Source organism: Thalassospira sp. CH_XMU1420-2, assembly GCF_037029325.1.
Taxonomy (GTDB): domain Bacteria; phylum Pseudomonadota; class Alphaproteobacteria; order Rhodospirillales; family Thalassospiraceae; genus Thalassospira; species Thalassospira povalilytica.
Genome location: NZ_JAYMEG010000003.1, coordinates 620,832 through 642,020, shown reverse-complemented (window position 1 = coordinate 642,020; position 21,189 = coordinate 620,832). Strand labels below are relative to the sequence as shown.

At 54.3% G+C, this 21,189-nt stretch carries 20 protein-coding genes; 8 read left to right on the top strand and 12 right to left on the bottom strand.

The window, feature by feature from the left end:
* The first annotated feature begins 29 nt into the window (after positions 1 to 29).
* The 5 genes from trkA (at position 30) to WA429_RS12625 (ending at position 4,735) form a co-directional block, all read left to right on the top strand.
* Positions 30 to 1,409, top strand: a complete 1,380-nt coding sequence (gene trkA, locus WA429_RS12645; protein WP_068519041.1) for a Trk system potassium transporter TrkA — start codon at positions 30 to 32, stop codon at positions 1,407 to 1,409.
* Positions 1,410 to 1,471: 62 nt separating this feature from the next.
* A complete protein-coding gene (locus WA429_RS12640; RefSeq protein WP_101246265.1) occupies positions 1,472 to 2,158 on the top strand; it encodes an HAD family hydrolase in 687 nt (228 codons plus the stop codon).
* A 121-nt stretch (positions 2,159 to 2,279) separates the two neighbouring features.
* Positions 2,280 to 2,537: an RNA chaperone Hfq gene (gene hfq, locus WA429_RS12635; protein ID WP_008891082.1), complete on the top strand. Its 258-nt coding sequence runs from the start codon at positions 2,280 to 2,282 to the stop codon at positions 2,535 to 2,537.
* Between the two features lie 7 nt (positions 2,538 to 2,544).
* The gene (gene hflX / locus WA429_RS12630) at positions 2,545 to 3,876 is read left to right on the top strand and encodes a GTPase HflX (protein WP_443082685.1); all 1,332 of its coding nucleotides are present in this window, start codon (positions 2,545 to 2,547) and stop codon (positions 3,874 to 3,876) included.
* Between the two features lie 34 nt (positions 3,877 to 3,910).
* On the top strand, positions 3,911 to 4,735 hold the full coding sequence (locus WA429_RS12625) for an inositol monophosphatase family protein (RefSeq protein WP_287465016.1): 825 nt from the start codon (positions 3,911 to 3,913) through the stop codon (positions 4,733 to 4,735).
* Positions 4,736 to 4,928: 193 nt separating this feature from the next.
* Here the strand turns inward: WA429_RS12625 and mazG are convergent, their stop codons facing one another.
* The 5 genes from mazG to ectA form a co-directional block, all read right to left on the bottom strand.
* Positions 4,929 to 5,753, bottom strand: a complete 825-nt coding sequence (mazG, locus tag WA429_RS12620; RefSeq protein WP_287465017.1) for a nucleoside triphosphate pyrophosphohydrolase — start codon at positions 5,751 to 5,753, stop codon at positions 4,929 to 4,931.
* A 146-nt stretch (positions 5,754 to 5,899) separates the two neighbouring features.
* A complete protein-coding gene (locus WA429_RS12615) occupies positions 5,900 to 7,393 on the bottom strand; it encodes an aspartate kinase (protein WP_287465019.1) in 1,494 nt (497 codons plus the stop codon).
* A gap of 87 nt (positions 7,394 to 7,480) precedes the next feature.
* Complete coding sequence (locus WA429_RS12610; protein ID WP_068519046.1) at positions 7,481 to 7,882, bottom strand: ectoine synthase; 402 nt, start codon at positions 7,880 to 7,882, stop codon at positions 7,481 to 7,483.
* A 69-nt stretch (positions 7,883 to 7,951) separates the two neighbouring features.
* A complete protein-coding gene (gene ectB, locus WA429_RS12605) occupies positions 7,952 to 9,277 on the bottom strand; it encodes a diaminobutyrate--2-oxoglutarate transaminase (protein ID WP_287465021.1) in 1,326 nt (441 codons plus the stop codon).
* Positions 9,278 to 9,361: 84 nt separating this feature from the next.
* Positions 9,362 to 9,910, bottom strand: coding sequence for a diaminobutyrate acetyltransferase (gene ectA / locus WA429_RS12600; protein WP_068519047.1), 549 nt, complete (start codon positions 9,908 to 9,910; stop codon positions 9,362 to 9,364).
* Between the two features lie 323 nt (positions 9,911 to 10,233).
* Between ectA and WA429_RS12595 the strand changes: the two genes are divergently transcribed.
* Positions 10,234 to 10,713, top strand: a complete 480-nt coding sequence (locus WA429_RS12595; protein ID WP_068519209.1) for a MarR family winged helix-turn-helix transcriptional regulator — start codon at positions 10,234 to 10,236, stop codon at positions 10,711 to 10,713.
* An 82-nt stretch (positions 10,714 to 10,795) separates the two neighbouring features.
* On the opposite strand, the gene WA429_RS12590 is transcribed toward WA429_RS12595, so the two are convergent.
* The 6 genes from WA429_RS12590 to WA429_RS12565 all read right to left on the bottom strand — a co-directional run bounded on the left by WA429_RS12590 (position 10,796) and on the right by WA429_RS12565 (position 17,696).
* Complete coding sequence (locus tag WA429_RS12590; protein ID WP_287465023.1) at positions 10,796 to 11,917, bottom strand: AbrB family transcriptional regulator; 1,122 nt, start codon at positions 11,915 to 11,917, stop codon at positions 10,796 to 10,798.
* A complete protein-coding gene (locus WA429_RS12585; protein WP_287465024.1) occupies positions 11,917 to 13,599 on the bottom strand; it encodes a methyl-accepting chemotaxis protein in 1,683 nt (560 codons plus the stop codon). The genes WA429_RS12590 and WA429_RS12585 overlap by 1 nt, the downstream gene beginning before the upstream one ends.
* Before the next feature lie 35 nt (positions 13,600 to 13,634).
* Positions 13,635 to 15,170, bottom strand: coding sequence for a tripartite tricarboxylate transporter permease (locus tag WA429_RS12580; protein WP_068519050.1), 1,536 nt, complete (start codon positions 15,168 to 15,170; stop codon positions 13,635 to 13,637).
* Entirely contained in the window at positions 15,163 to 15,651 is a 489-nt protein-coding gene (locus tag WA429_RS12575) for a tripartite tricarboxylate transporter TctB family protein (protein ID WP_101246259.1), read from the bottom strand. Before WA429_RS12575 ends, WA429_RS12580 begins: the two co-directional genes overlap by 8 nt.
* Before the next feature lie 44 nt (positions 15,652 to 15,695).
* Positions 15,696 to 16,694, bottom strand: coding sequence for a tripartite tricarboxylate transporter substrate binding protein (locus WA429_RS12570; protein WP_068519052.1), 999 nt, complete (start codon positions 16,692 to 16,694; stop codon positions 15,696 to 15,698).
* Positions 16,695 to 17,015: 321 nt separating this feature from the next.
* Positions 17,016 to 17,696, bottom strand: coding sequence for an IclR family transcriptional regulator (locus WA429_RS12565; RefSeq protein WP_287465025.1), 681 nt, complete (start codon positions 17,694 to 17,696; stop codon positions 17,016 to 17,018).
* A gap of 118 nt (positions 17,697 to 17,814) precedes the next feature.
* On the opposite strand from WA429_RS12565, the gene WA429_RS12560 reads away from it, so the two are divergent.
* Together WA429_RS12560 and WA429_RS12555 are read left to right on the top strand one after the other, a co-directional pair.
* Complete coding sequence (locus tag WA429_RS12560) at positions 17,815 to 19,032, top strand: CaiB/BaiF CoA transferase family protein (RefSeq protein ID WP_287465026.1); 1,218 nt, start codon at positions 17,815 to 17,817, stop codon at positions 19,030 to 19,032.
* The gene (locus WA429_RS12555) at positions 19,029 to 19,889 is read left to right on the top strand and encodes a citryl-CoA lyase (RefSeq protein ID WP_287465027.1); all 861 of its coding nucleotides are present in this window, start codon (positions 19,029 to 19,031) and stop codon (positions 19,887 to 19,889) included. The genes WA429_RS12560 and WA429_RS12555 overlap by 4 nt, the downstream gene beginning before the upstream one ends.
* A 28-nt stretch (positions 19,890 to 19,917) precedes the next feature.
* Here WA429_RS12555 and WA429_RS12550 read toward each other — a convergent pair whose 3' ends face one another.
* Complete coding sequence (locus tag WA429_RS12550) at positions 19,918 to 21,042, bottom strand: ABC transporter substrate-binding protein (protein WP_068519055.1); 1,125 nt, start codon at positions 21,040 to 21,042, stop codon at positions 19,918 to 19,920.
* Between the last annotated feature and the right edge of the window lie 147 nt (positions 21,043 to 21,189).

The window sequence follows — 21,189 nt, the reverse complement described above, 5'->3', positions numbered from 1 at the left end:
TTGGACTGTTGTGAACGGGAGATAACAAGATGAAGGTCATCATTTGCGGCGCCGGGCAGGTGGGGTTCCACATTGCCAAATATCTGGCTGCGGAAAACAATGATGTCACCGTGATCGACCAGTCGGAAGAACTGGTTCGCAAGATTTCAGACACCCTGGAAGTCAAGGGCATTATCGGGTTCGGATCGCATCCCGATGTGTTGCAGCAGGCGGGTGCGGACGAGGCCGACATGCTGATCGCTGTTACCTTTGCCGATGAAGTCAATATGACGGCCTGTCAGGTCGCCCATTCACTGTTTAACGTGCCGACCAAAATTGCCCGTATCCGAAGCCAGACTTATCTGCAGCCGGAATGGGCAAGCCTGTTCGGGCGCGAAAAGCTTCCGATTGATGTGGTGATTTCACCGGAAATGGAAGTCGCCCGTGCGGTCGCGCGTCGTCTGCAGGCGCCCGGCGCGTTTGACATGATCCCGTTTGCCGATGACAAGGTCAAAATCCTTGGCCTGCGGTGTAACGAAGATTGCCCGGTGATCAACACGCCGCTGCGTCAATTGCATCAGCTGTTCCCGGATCTGAATATTTCGATCCTGGGCATGATCCGCGATGATAAGCCGGTCTATCCCAAGGGCGATGATCAGATGCTGGCCGGGGATCTTGTCTATCTGGCTGTTTCAAGCGATCAGGTATCCCGTGCGATGTCGGCATTCGGGCATGAAGACCCCGAAGCACGCCGCATTGTCATCTTTGGCGGCGGCAACATTGCGCTGTTCCTGGCCGAAGAAATCAACAAGAACTTCCCGGGTGTTACCACCCGCCTGGTTGAAGCCGATCCGGAACGTGCGCGTTATGTCGCCCAGAAGCTCCCGAAGAAAAGCGTTGTCCTGCGCGGCGATGTGCTTGATCCGGAGCTGCTCGAAGAGGCAAATGTCGGCAATGCCGAGGCCGTTGTTGCACTGACCAATGATGACGAGACCAATATTCTCGCATCCCTGCTGGCCAAACGGTATGGCTGCCCGCGCGCCCTGACGCTGATTAACAAAAGCACTTATAACTCGCTGGTTTCCGAACTTGGCGTTGATGTCGTGATCAGCCCACGTATGACGACGGTGTCAACGATCCTGCATCATGTCCGCCGCGGGCGTATTCGCGCGGTACACAGCCTTTCAGAGGGCTTTGGCGAAGTGCTTGAGGCAGAGGCACTCGAAACCGCGCCGATCGTTGGCAAGGCGATCAAGGATATCGCGATGCCGGCCAGTGTGGTGTTCGGCGCCATTTTGCGTGATGGCGAAGTTGTGATGCCGCGCGCCAATACGGTGATTGAAGCCAACGACCGGATTGTCGTGTTTGCCGGTTCCGAGCAGATCAAAAAGGTCGAGAAAATGTTTGCTGTTCGACTGGAATATTTCTGATCGACGGCGGGGAAAATTATTCCTCATACCAATAAACGCCCCTCATATCACCGGAAGACCAAATGTCTGACAAATTGCCCCATCCGCCAAAGGCCGTCATTTTTGACTGGGATAACACCCTTGTTGATAGCTGGGGAACCATTCAGGCAGCCCTGAATATGACCTTTGACGATTTCGGCAAGGATCGCTGGACGCTTGATGAAACAAAGCAGCGCGTTGCACGCTCGTTGCGTGACAGTTTTCCGGTGCTGTTTGGCGAAGATCGCTGGGAAGCAGCCAAAGACAGCTTTTATGCCCATTTCAGATCAATCCATCTTGAAACGCTGACGCCATTGGCCGGGGCATATGATTTGTTGTGTGCGCTGCGTGACAACGGCACCTATATCGGTGTTGTCAGCAACAAGAACGGTGATTTTCTTCGTAAAGAAGCCGAGCATCTTGAATGGACGCCGTTTTTCGGAAAGATCGTCGGGGCAACCGATGCGCCAAACGACAAACCGGCACCCGATCCGGTCCATATGGCAATGGGCGACTCTTCGGCGTCGCAATATGAGAATCTCTGGTTTGTTGGGGATAGTGTGGTCGATATTCAATGCGCGCGCAATGTCGGGGCCACGGCAATCCTGATTGGTGATGAATTAACCGGTCACAGTGAGACGCAGAATTCTGCGACTCTTAGCCCTGATTGGCATTTCGCTGATTGCGAGGCGCTTGTAAGGGTTGTAAAAGGCTTCTCGAAAGTCTTATAGTTCAGACTGGTCATTAAAAATGGGGCAGGGGTCGTGACGGACCTTAACGTCGACGGCTCCACATTTTCCTTGACCGCCCGAAACCAAAAAAACGCTCATAAAAGAAGGCTAGGTCTAACCAATGGCGGAAAAATCACAGAATGTTCAGGACGTATTCCTGAATTATTGCCGTAAAAACAAAACGCCGGTTACCGTGTTTCTGGTCAACGGAGTCAAATTGCAGGGCATCATCACCTGGTTTGACAATTTCTCTGTTTTGCTGCGGCGCGATGCTCACACCCAGCTCGTGTACAAACACGCGATTTCGACGGTAATGCCGACGACACCGATTAAACTGTTTGATCCGAGCCAGCCAGCGACGGAAGAAGAAAATAGCTGACGAGTCTCTGACTTCGGGGGGAGGCACGACGCCAGACGCCCCCCGGGTCCTGGTTTTCCATCCAGAACTAAAACGCGCCGACCAGACAGCGTCTTGGCGCGATGCATCTTCGCGACTGGATGAAGCTGTCAGTTTGACTGGCGCACTTGAATTTGATGTGGTGGGCGCGGATATCGTGCCCATTGCTAAAACACGTCCGGCAACCCTGTTCGGGACCGGTGTTGTTGAACGGCTTGGTCTGCAGATCAAGGCCGAAGAAGCCGATATCGTGATGATCAACGGCCAGCTTTCCCCGATCCAGCAACGTAACCTGGAACGCGAATGGAAGTGCAAGGTTATTGACCGCACCGGCTTGATCCTTGAAATTTTTGCTGATCGCGCGCGCACCCGTGAGGGGCGCTTGCAGGTCCAGTTGGCGTTGCTGAGCTATCAGCGATCCCGCCTTGTCCGGACCTGGACGCACCTTGAACGTCAGCGCGGCGGACGTGGCTTCCTGGCCGGTCCGGGTGAACGTCAGATCGAGATTGACCGCCGTTTGATTGGCGACAAGCTGGCCAAGCTTCGTCGTGAACTTGAAGAAGTCAAACGGACCCGTGAACTTCACCGCGAGGCACGCCGACGGGTTCCATACCCGATCGTTGCGCTTGTCGGCTATACCAACGCCGGGAAATCGACGCTGTTCAACCAGTTGACGGTATCGGAAGTCTTTGCCGAAGACATGTTGTTCGCAACGCTTGATCCGACCATGCGTGGTTTGATCCTGCCAAGCGGGCGCAAGGTCATTCTGTCCGATACGGTGGGGTTTGTTTCCGATTTGCCGCACGATCTTGTTGCGGCGTTCCGGGCCACACTTGAAGAAGTTCTTGAAGCGGATTTGATCGTACATGTCCGCGACGCATCATCGCCGGAAACCGAAGCCCAAAAGCTTGACGTGCTTGAAGTTCTCAAGGCGCTGGGACTGCAAAAGGCAATTGATGGCGAAGAGCTGGTCGAGGCCCTGAATAAAATCGATCTGCTTGAAGGTGATGATCTTCAGGCGGTGACGGAATATGCAGGCAGGCACGACAATACCATCGCAATTTCAGCGGTTAAGGGTCGGAATTGTGATGCGTTGCTTGAGCTGATCGAAAGCCGTCTGACCGAAGATATGCCGGTTTTCGAACTGTGCGTACCTTATTCGGATGGCAAGTCACTGGCCCGTCTTTATGAACAGGGCGAAGTGCTTCAGCGCAGCGAAGGTGCCGACGGAATATCAATCCAGGTACGTGTGGACACCACACGTGTCGGGCGGTTTGAAGACTGGTGCGCAAAGGCCGGGCTTCAAATTCATGTGGTTTAGTGCGTAATCAAGTTTACCCGATGGGAGAAGTAGCGTGGCGATAACAGTCGATATGGATAAGGTTACCGAAATTATCCGCGAGGTATCGGCAACTGAAATCGCCCCGCGCTTCGGCCAGCTTGACGACGCAGATATTGACACCAAATCCCACGCCCTTGATCTGGTTACCATCGCAGATACCGAAGCCGAACGTGTCTTGACCGCGCGCCTGACCGACTTGCTGCCCGGAAGTCTGGCACTTGGCGAAGAGGCTGCCCATGCCGATGCCAAGTTACAGGATCGGGTCTTTGCCGGTTCTGATCCGTTCTGGATCATTGATCCGGTCGATGGCACCAAGAACTTTGCCCATCATCGTCAGCCATTTCGATGCATGGTCGGGCTTTATCACGGTGGTGAGACGGTAGCAGCCTGGATTATTGATCCGATCGAAGGGCATGCAACCGTTGCCGAAAAGGGATCTGGAACCCGTTATCAGGATCAGCCGGTTTCGGTTCGATCCAACATCAAGAATGCGCGCGATGCGAAGGGTTTCCTGATTTCCTATGCCCGCGACCGCATCCGGAAACATTACGGGCATCTCGATTTCTTTGACGAGGTCGCACATTATTCCTGCTGTGGCGCGGAATATGAAGAAACGGCCCGCGGTGCATACGACTTTTGTGCTTATCGCACGTTGAAACCGTGGGATCACGCACCGGGTACGTTACTTGTGCGGGAGGCCGGCGGCTTTGCACGTTATATCATGACCGACAAGGACAATGAATATAACGCCAATGCCAAAGCACCGGGACTTCTGTGCGCAAGTTCGGAAGAACTGTGGCACGAAATAAACGAGATTCTGTTGCCGCTGTTCTCGTAACTTCACGCGGCCTATTTGTGGGTGTGAGCCAATCGTTGCCGCCATCCGGTGAAGAAGTTCTCGACGGTCCGTGTTCCGAGGATGCTGAACAACCCGCGCAACGTTCCACTAATCGGACTTCTGATCGAAATCTATATGCGGCAGAAAAACCAAGCCGTTGGCCCAAGATCGCATTCAGAGCGGTCTTGGGTAACTATGCCTGACCCCGTTCGACTTTTTTGGCGAGGTTCCAGAGCGCATCCATTTCATCAAGATCGGATTGTGCGGCGGTGCGTCCGTCGCGGGCAAGTTCGTCTTCGATGAAATGAAAGCGCTTGGTGAATTTGTGATTGGCGCCGCGCAAGGCAACTTCGGGATCCACACCGATTTTGCGGGCCAGATTGGCCATCACAAAAAGCATGTCACCCAGTTCATCCTGCAAGCGTGCGGGATCGGGGTTTTCAGTCATCTCGGCTTTGAGTTCGTCGATTTCTTCGTGAAGCTTGTCAAACACTTCGTCAGTGCTGGGCCAATCAAACCCGACACGGGCGGCGCGTTTGGTCAATTTCTCTGCGCGCATCAATGCGGGCAGGGCGCTTGCAATCCCGTCAAGGGCGCTGGGACGTTCATGTCCCTTGGTTTCGGCCTTTTGGGCGCGTTCGGCGGCCTTGATCTTTTCCCAGGTCTGATTGACGCCCTCGGTCGTGGTGGCATCACCATCGCCAAAAACATGTGGATGACGGCTGATCATCTTTGCAACGATGCTTTGTGCGACGTCTTCGAAGTCGAAATGACCGGCTTCTTTGGCCATCTGGGCATGGAAAACGACCTGAAGCAGCAAATCACCCAATTCATTGCACAGTTCGGGCATGTCATTATCGGCAATCGCATCGGCCACTTCATAGGCTTCTTCGATCGTGTAGGGGGCAATGGTGGAAAAATCCTGTTCGAGATCCCAGGGGCAGCCGCCATCCGGATCGCGGAGCTTTGCCATGACGTCAAGCAACTCGTTGATGGCTTTGCTGTTATGGGTGCTCATGACGGGATCCTTTTAAGCCGGAACAGAACAATGTTTTAGTCCTATCGCGCTGCATCATGGCTGGCAAGTACGGGATGCGGTCAAAAAAACCCGCAAGGCAACAGGTGCACTTGCGGGTTCTGGTCTTGGTAGGGACGCGATCAGGATCAGGCGGCTTTAAGCTTTGCCTGCTTGTTAGCGCTATCATCCGCGGTGTTGTCGGCGTGGGCTTTGCCTTCGACCAGGCCGCGATGAAGGGCGATGACGGCCTTGTTGAAGTCGCCTTCGGCAACCACGAACTGAAGATCGACCCGGCGGCTCGGATAGTGGGAAGCCACCAGTTCAACACCGGCATCATCAAGAACCGACACGGCACGGGCAAACAGGCCCGGCTGGGCGATATTGGCACCGATCACCGATACGATTGCGACTTTACGGGTCTGAACCGTTGCTTCGGGGTGCTTGGCTTCGATCTCGTCAACGCAACGACGGATCTGCTTGAGCGGTGCCGACACGTAATGGGTGATCGTATTGGCATTAAGGTTCTTGGTGACGGTCGGAACCTTATAGCGTTTCAGAACGCTAAGAATGGATTCCTCACCACCAGGAACGCCAACCATGTCCTGATTGAAAACTTCGATCTCGAACGCGGTCGGAACGCCGGTCACGATTTCAACACGGCTGCTTTCCGGATTCCAGTGGTCATCAATCACCGTACCCGGATGTTCCGGTTCAAACGTGTTGGCAATACGCAGCGGAATATCATTCTGGCGCAGACCTTTGGCCGCGCGCGGATGAATGGCTTCCATACCCATATTGGAAAGCTGATCGGCAACATCATAACTGGTACGGCCAATCGGGCGAACGGAATCTTCACCAACAATGCGCGGATCGGCGCTTGAAAGGTGGAATTCCTTATGAATGATGGCTTCCTGCGCCTGGGTCAGGCAGGCAATCCGCGAGAAAGTCACCTCGCTATAGCCGCGGCCATAGATGCTCATCAGACCTTCGCTGCACTGGGCATAGCCGGTTGCAATCGCAAGCTGGCTTGAAATGTCGATATCTTCGAAAACCTTTTCGATCCGGCCATCAAGGGTAGAGGCCTCCGGCTCGCGCCAGCCCGAAAGGTCTGCGAACACAGCATTGACGCCCTTGGCACGCAGCAGAAGCATCGTGTTATGGGCACTATGTGCTTCGCCAATGGCCGAGAGCATTTCGCGAACGGTCAAAAGATGCTTTTCCAGTTTGAAATGACCAAAGCTGCACAGGCGATGAAGATCCATCAGACAGCTGCGTGTCCCTTCAATACGTTCCTGAACAAACGCATTGGCCAGTTTCAGTTCCGGTGCGTCACCAAAGATCTGCTCGTTAATTTCGCACATCTTTTCGGAAACGCCGGTCAGGGCATCACCCCAGGCCCAATCGGTTTCCGAGCCGGCATAAAGCTGATAGACACCCGGCTCACCGGTTTTCTTGTTTTCCAGCAAAAGATCGGTAAAACCGCCATATGCCGAAACGACAAAGACCCGGTTATAGAGTTCGTCTTCTTTACGATTGCCGACCAGAATATTGTCCATGACCGCATCAACCTGGGTCATCGACGTACCACCGATCTTGTGAACGCTATGCCCAGCGTCCGATTTTTTCTGGGCTGAAAGCATGTTGCCTCCTTTGGGGGCGTTTCCTTGAAAGTTTATTGGCTTAAGAAAGTCTGAGGCGGTCGTTGCCGGCCGCCTCAAACAAGAGTCTTAGCTGGCGAGCGCATCACCATCGAGCGGGTAGACGCCGTTTTCGTCATGGACTTCGCGGCCGTTCAAAGGCGGGTTGAACGCGCATGCGACAACCATGTCCTCGGTGCCGCCACGCAGATAGTGACGGTCATGTTTGTTGAGGATGTAAACCGTGCCCGGCTCGATCTTGTATTTCTTGCCATCTTCGATGGTTTCGACTTCGCCATTGCCCGAAATGCAATAAACCGTCTCGAAATGGTTGGCATAGCAGATTTCGGTTTCGGTGCCGGCATAGATGGTGGTGATGTGGAACGAGAAACCCATGCCATCATCGGCAAGCGACAGGCGGGTGCTTTCCCAGTTGTCCGAAACCACGCGACGGCCGGATGCTTCACATTCTTTCAGTGTGCGAACAATCATTTTTAACTCTTTGATTTTATGAAGTTGTGGGGCGCGGGCGACACCCGGGGATGTCGCCCAACCTGGCTATTATTCAGCTGCTGCTTTGGCCGGTGCAACATCCTTGCCCATGGCTTTGGCGGTTGCCATTTCAAGAATATCAAGACCATGTGCCAAATCCTGCTTGGAGATGATCAGCGGCACAAGGCATTTCACCACTTCGTCTTCCGGTCCACTGGTTTCGATGACCAGGTTATGCTTGAAGCATTCCTTGGTGACTTTCGATGCCATGTCACCGCTTTCAAAGCAGATGCCCTGCATCAGGCCGCGGCCCTTGCGGTACAATTTGCCATCGCCATAGCGCTGCGCAATTTCTTCAAGGCGGTTGCCAAGAAATTCGGCCTTGTCGCGGACATCGGCTGCGAATTTGTCATCCGACCAGAAATGATCCAGAGCGGCGGCGGCCGTAACAAACGCGTGGTTGTTGCCGCGGAAGGTGCCGTTATGTTCGCCCGGATGCCAGATATCGAATTCCGGCTTGATCAGGACAACAGCCAGCGGAAGACCATAAGCCGAGAGCGATTTCGACAGGGTGATCATATCTGGCTTGATACCGGCCGGTTCAAAGCTGAAGAAAGTACCGGTACGACCACAGCCAGCCTGAATGTCATCGACAATCAGAAGGATGTCGTGCTTGCGGCACACAGCTTCGAGGTTTTTCAGCCAGCCGAAATCAGCGGCATTAAGGCCACCTTCACCCTGAAGCGTCTCGACGATGACAGCAGCGGGCAGGGCGACGCCACTTGAATTGTCCGACAGGACCCGATCAAGATATTCGGTGGTATCAGCACCATCACCCATGTAGCCGTCAAACGGAACAGCAACAGCATTGTCAAGCGACACGCCGGCAGCGCCCCGGTGATGTTCGTTACCGGTAATGGCGAGCGAACCAAGGGTGCAGCCATGGAAGCCGTTGGTAAACGAGATCACGGTTTCACGACCTTTGACGCGGCGCGCCAGTTTAAGGGCAGCTTCGACCGCATTGGTGCCGGTCGGGCCGGTAAACTGGACCTTGTATTCCATGTCGCGCGGCTTGAGGATTTTGGTTTCAAGTGCCTCAAGGAATGCGGCCTTGGCCTTGGTATGCATGTCCAGGCCGTGGGTAACGCCGTTTGATTTGATGTAATCAATCAGCTTTTCCTGCAGGACCGGATGGTTGTGGCCGTAATTCAGGCTGCCGGCACCGGCAAGGAAATCAAGATAGCGATTTCCGTTATCATCGGTCAGCCAGGCGCCTTCGGCCGTTTCAAAAGTTACCGGGAAGGAGCGTGCGTAGCTCTGAACTTCCGATTCAAGACGATCAAATACAGTCATGGTTCCCTCTTTCAGATTGGGAAAATCAATTCCACTTGTCATGCCAAACGTTCCGGCAGGCCGGTTGTTCCAAAAACGGTATGATCCGTTAGTTGCATGCGTTGGGTGAATATCGGTTGGGTCGGATCAGGCCGCGACGCGTTCAACGTCCTTGCGTTCAAACGGTCCGATCTGCCAAAGGATTTCGCTGGCAGCGGCCCCATCGAAATGGGTTTCGCGTTCGAACTGGACTTTGCGTTTGACGTCAGCGCCAAGCTCACGTGCGACTGAACGGAATACGCCCTGTGACGGGGCATTCGTTGACGTGATCGTCGTGTTCAGTTCCGTCACGTTGTGGCATGCCGGACGATCAAGGATGTCAAGGATCAGACGTTTGGCCAGGCGCAATCCGCGCGCCTTGGGCGAAACGGCGACCTGCCAGATGAAAAGCTGGTCCGGTTTGTTCGGGACAAGATAGCCCGAGACGAAGCCGACGGCTTCGCCATCAAGTTCTGCGATCGCGCAGGTGTCTGCGAAGTGCGAGCATTGCAGCAGATTGCAATACACGGAATTTTCGTCCAGCGGCTTACATTCGGCAATCAGGTTGTTCACCGTCGCGCCGTCAGTGGCCTTGGGTTTTCGGATAATCAGGTTGGCTTTCTGGCCGGTATTGCCCTTTGTGGTGGCAATTTTCATCGGTCTGCCTGTTCTGTTATTTCGATATGCGATCATTCATGTCGCGATAGATGTATAGAATATCGATGGAAAATGATCAAGGGGGCGACTGTTAAAATCCTGTGAAATACAATAAGTCATTGAAAATAAACGTAACTATAATGGATCGACGGTCGATAATCATTGCGGGGAAATGATGAAATAATCTTTCCTTGAAATAACGAATATCGATGTAATTAAATATCGAAAGTCGATGGAATAATGCCATATACCGTTGCGAATTGCGGTTTTCGGGGCTAAAACAGGTTTTGCAGCAGGATAAAATCAACGCCCGGATATTCATCATGGATAAATTGCACGAAGCACTGATCTCGATCCGCCGAATTTTACGGGCGAGTGATATTCACGCCAAAAAACTTGGCAAGATTACCGGGCTGAAAACGTCCCAATTGCTTGTTTTGCAGTCACTTGAAGAATTCGGCGAGATGACGGTCGGGCAGATAGCCGCGAAGGTCAACCTTGCCCAGGCATCGACGACATCATTGGTCGACAAGCTTCAGGCGATGGGGTTTGTGTCGCGCGAACGCGGGGATACCGACAAGCGCAAAGTCTTTGTCCGTCTGACAGAGCAGGGGCGATCCATCCTTGATCGTGCGCCGATGGCATTGCACGACCGTTTTTCAGACAATTTCAACAGTCTGGAAGAATGGGAGCAAACCTTCCTGATTGCCGCCTTGCAGCGTGTTTCGGGGATGATGGATGCCAGTGACATTGATGTCGCACCGGTTCTTGATCACGACGTGATCGTTGAAAAACGCGACTGATCCATCGGCATATCAAGGGCCGCACATTCTGATCAAGTGCATCAGGTGGCTTCCATAATGCACTGTAAATCAAAAATGTTTTCTATTTGATTTCGCCGTTTTTGCGGTTGAAATGCCGTTCGAACCATTTCGCCATGATTGGTGCCAGAAGCACGATTTCGAAAATCCGCACGATATGGTGAAAGGCAACAAAGCTTGGTTCGACATTCAGGGCTAGTGCAATCAGCGACATCTCGGCCACGCCACCCGGCGCAAAGGCCAGCAGAACCGCAATGAAGTCAAGATCGAGCCATTGCGACACGAACCAGGCAACACCGCCGGTAAAGGCCAGCACAACCAAGGTTGCCAGAACCGAATAAATCGCCAGCCGTCCCAGAACAGCAAGCTTCACACCAGAAAAGCGGCTGCCGATGGCAGATCCAAGGATCAACAGACTGCCGGCAAGAAGCCAGTCGGGCAGGTTACCTTCGACGATGCCGGTGACATGCAAAACCATGCTTGCGGCCATCGCGCCGGTCATATAGGAGGCCGGCACACCGATCTTGCGGAAAATCAGGATGGTGACAAGGGCGCAAATCGCGGTAAGTGCGCCTTCGCCCAAGCTCATGTGGATGGCTTCGCTGTCGCCGTGTCCATTGGCGACGACACCCGTAATCAGCAAAACAATCAGCGGGGCAGACATCACCAAAAGCAGCACCCGCAAACCTTGTGTCAGTGCAATTTCCTGCTCATTCCCGCCGGCCGCAGCGCCTAGAACCACCATCGGGGTCAGTCCGCCCGGTGTTGCTGAAAACAGGGCGGTTGCCGGATCAAGACGGGCGACCTTGCTGTAAAACCAGGTGATGATCACGGTGATCACCGGGACATAAAGCAAAACAGCAATCATGCTGATGGGCCAGCGGGCCGCCTGATCAAAGGTATCGGGCGTAAAGGAAGCGCCAAGAAAAATCCCGATCACGCCCAAAATCACAGACCGGAACTGCATGGGAATACCCATCGGCACGCGCAGAAGGCTTGCAACAAAGGTTGCGAGCATCGGCCCCATCATCCATGCCAGTGGCATATTGATGGAATGGGCAATGAGCCCGCCAACAAGTCCGATCCCAAGGCCAATAGCCAGTTTTTTAAAAAAGCGCGGTGTCAAAACACTGGAAAATCGTGTGATCCAACTGTCTTGTGATGGATCGTCCTGTGTTTTGGTCATTACGCGTCAGCCTTGTTTTTTTCGATTTGTTCGAGGAAGCCGTCAATGGCATCACGCAAGCGCGATGCTTCGGTATTCAGGGTATTGGTCGCCCGTGTCACATTTTCCGAGCCGTTATGAACCCGCGCGGTTTCGTTATCAAGTGCGCCGACGGCTTCGGCAACGGTACGCATGCCGCCATTGGCATCCTGGATGCTGTCGGAAATACCGGCTGTGGAGGCCTGCTGTTCTTCGACAGCCGCCGCAATTGCGGCCGCCGATTGATCGACTTCGCCAATCACATCGGCAACAGAATGAAGCGCATTGACCACATTGTCGGTCAGACCACGGATTTCTTCGACCTGACTTGCGATATCTTCGGTCGCGCGCGCAGTTTGCGAGGCCAGGTTTTTGACCTCGCCGGCAACAACGGCAAAGCCTTTGCCGGCATCGCCAGCACGTGCGGCTTCGATCGTGGCATTCAGGGCCAGAAGGTTGGTCTGGCTGGCAATGTCTTCGATCAGGCTGACGATATCACCAATGCGCTGTGTGGCAGACGTAAGCTGTTCAAACAGGGCACGTGAATGTTCGCTTTCCTCGCGGGCGCGCCCGGCGACGGTTGCGGAATTCTGGGCCTGCTGACCGATTTCGGCGATGGCTTCGGACAGGCTGGCAGTCGTTTGCGATACCGCTTCGATGTGATGGAGGACCTGCTCGGAATGCTGATTGGCATCGGCAGAGCGGGCGCTGGCATGGGTGGCGATTTGTTCCATATCGCTGGCCGAACCGTTCAGAGATCCGAAGTCACGGTCAAAGCCCGACAGGGCTTCCTGAACGGTGCGCTGGAAATGTTCGGTCGCCTCAATCAGATTTTGCTGGCGCTGACGTTCAAGGCCGCGAACACGTTCGCGTTCCTTGCGCAGGTTTTCGGCTTCGCGTGACTGGTCGCGCAAGACGGTGACAGACCGGGCAACAGTGCCGATTTCATCACGGCGCTGAACGCCACGGACCTCGATATCCAGATCACCATTGGAAATCTGTTCGATCAAATGGGCAAGGTCGGTCATTGGCCGTGAAATGCGGCGCGATACAAAAATCGATACCGACCCGGCAATCAGGACCACAACAATGGCAACAACAACAAAGACCTGCTGAAGGGCTTCTGCCTGGGATGTTGCTTCGGCAAAGGACGTTGTCGCGATGTCGTGGGATTGCACAAGAATTTCATTAAGCGGCGCTTGCAGGGCCTGGAATGTTTCATCGGCCTGGGCGATGACTTCCAGCGCGCCATAAATGTTCATTTCGCTTTCGACAAGGAACTGGTCAACCTGTTCCATGTATTTTGTGTAGTTGCTGCGGAATTCGTCACCACCAACAGCGGCCAGACGATCGGCAAGTGGTGCCAGTTCTGTGGATAGCTTGCTCACTTTTTCACGCAGGTCGGGGACAACAGCGGCATTAATGCCATTGGAATCCCAGGTCAGAATACGAAACAGCGATCCGTGTGCCTCATTTAACGCACTGCTGAGCGTCAGAGCATCGGATCGCCGTTCATAGGCTTCGACGCGAAGGCTGGTGAGAGTGGCTTTTTCGCTTTGAAGGGTTGCGACCGTGGCAATCCCCATGGCGATGATGACGATCATAAGGAAGACCGGAACCAAAAGGGTCTTGGGGCCGATCGACAGATTATCAATAAAACGCATTCACCAGTTTCCTTCGCGCCGATTAACGTCGGTTTTTAGAGTTCACCGTCATTGGGAACTGTTTTGCGATTACGCATCCATTCCCGAAGGTTCCCGATCAGCGGAGCAGACAGGAACAGAATGCTGATCAGCAGAATGACGAGCGTAATCGGACGTTCCCAAAGGAACGAGATCGACCCGTCACTGATTGCCAGGGCACGACGCAGGTTTTCTTCCATCATCTTGCCCAGAATGAAGCCAAGAAGCATCGGCGCCATCGGATAGTTCAGCAAGCGCAGACCGATCGCGATTGCCGCTGCAATCACCATCATGTGGATGTCCATGGTGTTAAAGGTCACCAGATAAACACCAACCAGCGAGAAGAACAGAACGAACGGCACCAGAAGCTGCTGGGGCAGGGCAAGCAGACGGGAAATATACGGGATCAGCGGCAGGTTCAGGATCAGCAACACCACATTCCCGATATACATCGAAATGATGACAGACCAGAACACAGCAGGCTGTTCAACAAACAGGCGCGGGCCAGGCTGAACGCCATAGGAAATCAGCGCGCCCATCATGACTGCCGTCGTACCCGACCCCGGGATACCAAGGGTCAGAAGCGGTACGAATGAACCCGAACACGCGGCATTGTTTGCGGTTTCCGGCGCCGCCAGGCCACGGATCGAACCTTTGCCGAATTGAAGCTTTTCCTTGGCCGAAGCAAGGTTGCGTTCCATGCCATAGGCGAGGAACGAAGCAATGGTCGCACCCGCACCCGGAAGAACACCGGTGAAGAAACCAAGGATCGACGAACGGCCAATGACCGGAACCATGGTTTTGACTTCATCCTTGGAAAGCTTCATCGAGCCCAGGCTTTTAAGGGCCTTTTCTTCGTCGCTACGTGTGTCCTTGGTCGGACGCAGGATCGACAGCAATGCCTCGGACAGGGCAAAGGTCGACATCGCCAGCAACAGGAAGCTGATACCGTCAATAAGGTCCATGCTGCCAAAGGTAAAGCGTGCAACACCGGCTGCCGGATCGGTGCCGATGGTCGACAGCATGATGCCAAACAGCGTCATGGTGATGGCCTTGAGAACCTGGCCCTTGCCGGCAAAGGCCGATACGGCCGTAAGACCCAGAACCATCAGTGCGAAATAATCGCCAGACTGGAAAGACAGCGAAACAGAGGCCAAGGCAGGTGCCGCCACCAGCAGGAAGATCGCAGCGATCGTACCACCCGAGAACGACGCATAGGCCGCAATTGCCAGCGCCTTGCCAGCCTGGCCTTTCTGGGCCATCGGATAGCCGTCAAAGGCGGTTGCAACCGTACCGGCAACACCCGGTGCGTTAATCAGAATAGAAGAGGTCGACCCACCGAAAATCGCCCCATAATACACACCAGCCATCAAAATCAGGCCGGTCGACGGATCAAACCCGTAGGTGATCGGGATCATCAGTGCAATGGCGGTAATCGGGCCAAGACCGGGGAGCATCCCGATAAAGGTGCCTGCGAAACAGCCAACAGCAACCATCAAAAGGTTGATCGGCATGACAGCGGTCGAAAGACCGGCGAAAATTCCATCAAGCATCGTTCGACATCCAACCGAGATAGTAGAAGAAATCGCCAGGGGTCAGGTAAATACCCATCAGATAAAGCAGGCCCCAGAATGCGAGTGTGACAAGAACAGCCGTCAAAACCAGAACCAGGGGACGTCGTTCGCCAAGGGTATAGAAACCACCCATCAGGAAGAGGGAGGTCGAAATCGGGAAGCCAAGCTGGCGGATCGTCAGGCCGTAAAACACCATCAGACCCGCAAGGATGACAACGCGGCGCCATTTGAGGCCGCGGAAGGCATCCGCAAGGTTGCCGGCCTCCTGGTTGGCCGGCAGGATCAGTTGGATAAAGGAAACCACGCCCAGGATCCAGGCAAGTGCATTAGGGAGGGTTCTGGCGTTAAACGGGGCATCCTCGTCGCCAAACAGCAGCGGGATATCACCGACATAAAAGCCATAAATCAGCGCAAGGCATAGGAATAGCAATGCGCCGAATTTGTCGCGATTGATGGACATGGCGTGGTTTCCTTCGGAGGTCTTTTTACTTGTGTTCTAGTGGCTTATTTCAGGAAGCCGAGTTCGCGCATCAGGTCGCCAACGACCTTTTCCTGGTTTTCCATGAATGCGGAAAATTCAGCACGCGGCTTGTAGATTTTTTCCCAGCCATTGCGCTTGCGAACGGTTTCCCATTCCGGGGTTGCCTGAACGTCTTTCAGGACCGCTGCATAGGCATCCGCTTTTTCAGCCGAAAGTGCCGGGGAGCCGAAATAGCCGCGCCAGTTGACGAATTCGGCATCAATGCCGAGTTCACCGAGCGACGCTACGTCCGGAGCCGCTTCAACGCGTTCTTTCGAGGTCACGGCAAGAATGCGGATCTGGCCAGCCTTGGCCAGTTCAAGCAGTTCACCAAGACCGGTCGACAGAACTTCGGTTTCACCCGACAGAAGGCCTGCAATTGCTTTGCCGCCAGCATCGTAGGGGATGTATTTTACCTGTTTCGCATCGCCGCCAGCTTTCTGGACAGCATACGCAGCAACAATGTGGTCCATACCGCCACGAACCGAACCGCCGCCGAACTTGACCGAGTTCGGATCCGCTTTCACAGCGTCAACTACATCGGTAAAGGACTGGAATTTGCTGTCTGCCGGAACTGCGAATGCAGCATATTCAGCAACAACAGCAGCAATCGGGGTCAGGTCACGGAAGGACTGCGGGAACACGCCGGTCAGCGAACGAACGATGATCGGGGTGGAGTTGACCATAAGGGTGTTGTCAAGACGGTCAGCCGCTTCGATCATGTAGGCAATGGCTTTACCGCCGCCGCCGCCAGACATGTTTTCGTAGGATGCGGTGCCAACCAGACCGGATTTGGTCAGGGCTTCACCGGTACCACGTGCCGTACCGTCCCAGCCGCCGCCAGCGCCGCCCGGAATGACGAAGTGAATTTCATTGATTTCTGCGGCTTTGGCATCCATGGCGCCAAATGCAGCAGTCGAAACAGCAACAGCGGTTGCTGCGGCAATAAATCCGCGACGCGAGAACATCGTCAGCTTATTCATCAGGGTCTCCTCCAGACACTAAAGCATTTTCCCAGACCACCCGTTTGGCGGTCGACCGATCGAAAGGAACAAAACTTCGACAAGGAAGATGGTTGATGTCGCAATGCCGATACAGTTTCCCCATCAGCATACGACCGCTAAAAATGACCTCCCTTGCCGATATTCTTTTTGTTTGTTCCAGGCACGTTCAAGACGCACCCGGATCGGCAGTTGGAGGACGTTAACAGTAGAACCTGTCATCAACCTGTCATTGCGGATAATTGCGTGAAAATTTTTCACATCATTTTTGCGGCAATGGAAAAGGTGGGTGGAAATACGCGGTCAGCCAGACAGTCGGTCACCACATTCTGTGGCATGGTTTTTCAATTTTTGCAGAATGTTATGGCGTTTTTCACGTGTGAAGCGGCTGCTTGGGCCGGATAGTGCCAAGGCACCCAAAAGATGCCCCTGACGGGCCAGAACGGGCACCGCGATCGCCGATATGTCCGGGTCACGTTCGCCTTCGCTTTCGGCAAACCTGTCATCAAGAACCTCGATGGCGCGATCATCGACACCATCGCCCCAGGCACGGATAACATGACCGGCCGCCCCGCGATCACAGGGCAAAAGGGCACCTTCTTCAAGATGGTGGCGCAAACTGCGCGACGAATTTTCACGAAACAGACAAAGACGACTTGATCCTTCGGGCACGTAGAAAGATGCCGTTTCCCCGCTTTCTTTGACCAGTGCCGACAGATGGGGGCGCACCACATCATCCATGCGATAAGAACGCCGATAGATCGAACCCAGTCGCCACAAGGCCGGCCCCAATCGATAGCGACCACGTCCCGACAACATCAGAAACCCGTGGGACTCCAGCGTACCCGCCAGTCGCGACAGGGTGCTTTTATACATTCCGGTGCGTTCAGCCAGATCCTTAAGCGACAAGTCGCCGTCCTGATCGGTAAAGACATCCAGAATTTTAAGGGCGCGTTCAACGGCGGTAACGTTTTGGTCTGACATGGAAAATCGTCCTGTTTCAGGCGGGTGATCGGCGATGAAGTGCTGTTTGGATTTCGCGATAGTCCAAAATTCTATATAATAGAACATAATTCTACTAGACAGAATTTAAGGAAATTCCATGAACGGATCAAAATCGCTTTCCGGTATCACGGTGCTGGACCTTACCAATGTTCTGGCCGGGCCGTTTTGTTGTCATCAGCTTGCCCATCTTGGCGCGGACGTGATCAAGGTCGAAGCACCGGGGCGCGGGGATCTTGCGCGGCAGCTGGGCGCGGACATGGCCCTGAATGAAAAACTTATGGGCGTCTCGTTCATGGCGCAAAATGCCGGGAAGAAGTCGATCACCCTTAATCTCAAGGATCCACGTGGCAAAGAGATTCTCAAGAAACTGGTCGAACGCGCCGATGTGCTGGTCGAGAATTTTCGCCCGGGCGTCATGGACCGTCTCGGGCTTGGGTATGACATCCTGTCACAGGTGAACCCGAAGCTTGTCTATTGCGCGATTTCCGGGTTCGGGCAAACCGGTCCGATGAAAAAGCTTCCGGCCTATGATCAGATTGTTCAGGGTCTTTCGGGGATCATGACGATTACCGGCGAGGAGGGTAAGGGTACCTATCGCGTTGGCTATCCGGTGGCGGATACGATTGGCGGCATGACGGCTGCTTTTGCGATCAGCTCGGCGCTGGCCGGACGTGCACTTGGCAACAAGGACGGCAAGGGCTGCTTTATCGATATCTCGATGCTGGAATCTGTCATCGCGACCATGGGCTGGGTGGTTTCAAACTATCTGGTTGCAGGCAAGGAGCCGACCGCCAATGGCAATGACAATTTCACATCGTCGCCATCGGGAACGTTCCGTACCGCAGACGGCCAAATCAATATCGCCGCAAACAAACAGGAACAGTTCGAGGCATTATGTGGTGTCCTTGGGCTGGAAGAGCTGATTGGTGACGACCGCTTTACGTCGCGCAAGGAACGGCTTGAAAACAGGGAAACCTTGACCGGTCTTCTTGAAAATGTGCTGAGGACGGGGGCCACGGATCATTGGGTTGAACGTTTCAACGCGGTCGGTGTGCCGGCCGGTGCGGTTCTGACCGTTCCACAGGTGCTGGCACTGCCACAAATTGCCGATCGGGGAATGTTGGCGTCCTTTGAAAATGTCCCGGGAGCCGGGCGTGATATCCGCATTCTCAAGACCGGGATCAAGATGGACGGGGATGCGCCGTCGGTTGATATGCCGCCCCCCGAACTTGGCCAGGACACTACCGATATTCTGACCGGGCTTGGTCTGTCGGCGGACGAAATTTCAACATTGGCCAATGAGGGCGTATTATGAGCGAGAAGACAGCAACCGAAATCGAACAGGAAGTTCGCGACTGGTGGCCTACCGGTATCATCGATATGGAGCCCGGAAAAATCCATTATGGCGGCTATGCAATCGAAGAACTTATCGGAAATGTCAGTTTCCCGACGATGATCTGGCTGATGACGCGTGGCGAACTGCCGACTGCTGGTCAGGCGCGATTACTCGAAGCAGCTCTGGTTTCCGCCGTTGATCATGGCCCGCAAGCGCCAAGCATTGCCATTGCCCGGATGGCTGCGACATGCGGGGTCGGGCTTAACAATGCCATGGCAAGTGCCGTGAATGTTCTGGGCGATGTGCATGGTGGTGCGGGCGAGCAGGCCGTCAGCCTTTATCATGATATCGCAAGCCGCATGGATCGCGGTGTGGTGTTTGAGGAAGCGGTGTCTGACGGACTGGATCATCAGATTGCAGAACACGGCAAACATGTTCCGGGTTTCGGTCACCGGTTCCATCCGGTTGATCCGCGGGCGCCCCGGCTGCTTGAACTGGTCAAGGTCGCCGCTGAGGACGGGCATGTTTCAGGCCGGTTTGGACGGATCGCAAGCGGTATCGAGGATGAATTGCTCAAACGCAAAGGCAAACGCATTCCGATGAATATCGATGGTGCCACAGCGGTGATCTATGCCGAACTCGGCTTTGCACCGGAATTGGCGCGCGGTTTGTTTTGCCTGTCCCGTTCTGTCGGTATCCTTGCCCATGCCTGGGAGCAGACCAGTCAGGGTGGCCGCAACAAGGGCCCGATCCCGCGTCGCATGATCTGGAGCTATACGGGGCCTGAACGCCGACCGGTTCCCGAAGGTGCAAAAACGGAATGCAACAAGGCCTGATGACGGAATGAATGCCGGGCAGGGTGCCTTAGCGACGGTTTAGCAAGGAATCCTGCCAACGGCGAATAAAGCGCTGGCGCTTGGCCTGATCAAGATAGACCAGAAGACCCGGACCGACTGGAAAAGAACGTACCCGTTCGCCGTAACGGTCAAAAATCAGCGACGAGAACGGGCTTTGCGGGACATCGGCGCGGACCGGGTTGAAATTGCCCTCGCTTTGCAGAACGCTTTGGCCCTTGATCGATAACATGAAGTCGAGGAAACGGGCACCAAGGTCGGGGTTCTGTGCGTCGCGCGGAATGATGGCAATCCGCGAATACACGACAATAAAGTCGTCGGGCAGGATAACGCCAAGGTTCGGGTTGCGATGGCTGAACGTCTCAGCATAGGAGCCAAGAAGATTGTACCCAAGCACCACCTGCCCATCGGCGATTTTTTCCAGCATTGGTGACGTGTTGGAATAAAGCTTCACCTTCGACTGGCCAAGTGTGCGCACGAAATCCCAGATACCCGGAAAGAAGCGTTCATCGCGGGCCAGAAACAGAAAACCAACCCCGCTTCGTTCAATGTCATAGGTGGTAACCTTCTCACTGAACAGATCATCATGTTTGGTCAGGAGTTCGATGAAGGCATCGCGGGTTCTGGGCGGTTCAAGATTGTGTTCGCGAAAAAATGCCCGGTTGTAGGCAATGACGGCGGGTTCCTGCGTTACGGCAAAGGCTTCGTTGCGCCAGCGCGCCCAATGTGGCAAGGCGCGCGTCTGGCTGCTTTGATGTGAAATGGCATAGCCGTCATTGGCCAGTTTCATCTGCAAGTCCATGGACGAACTGATGATCAGATCGGCATTTGGTTCGTCATTGGCACGCTGTGCCAGTGTCATGTCATACATTTCAAGGGTTTGAAGCTGATGATATTCGACACCAACATATGGGTTTTCTTGCTGAAACGCTTCGATGACCGGGGAAAATGCGCCAATATCGGCAGAACCGTAAATAACCGCGGACGGGGTATCGGGTGATAAAAGTGACTGTTCCGGGTCGGAAATCTGGGATGTTCGCAGCGGGGCAAAGGTAAAGACTTCCGCCAATGCAGAAGATGCTTGCATCGCAACCACGATGGCACATAAACGAATAATGGTACGGCCCAGGGTCATTTCGGATACTCTATGTCACGGTCGGCCAGAGACGACTGGCTGGATACGGGCAAAGCGTTTCAACATAAACGGCCATATCAAAGCCAATACCAAGAACGGCAAAGCATAACAACGCCGTAGAACGGTTTATCAGGGAAGAGTAACACA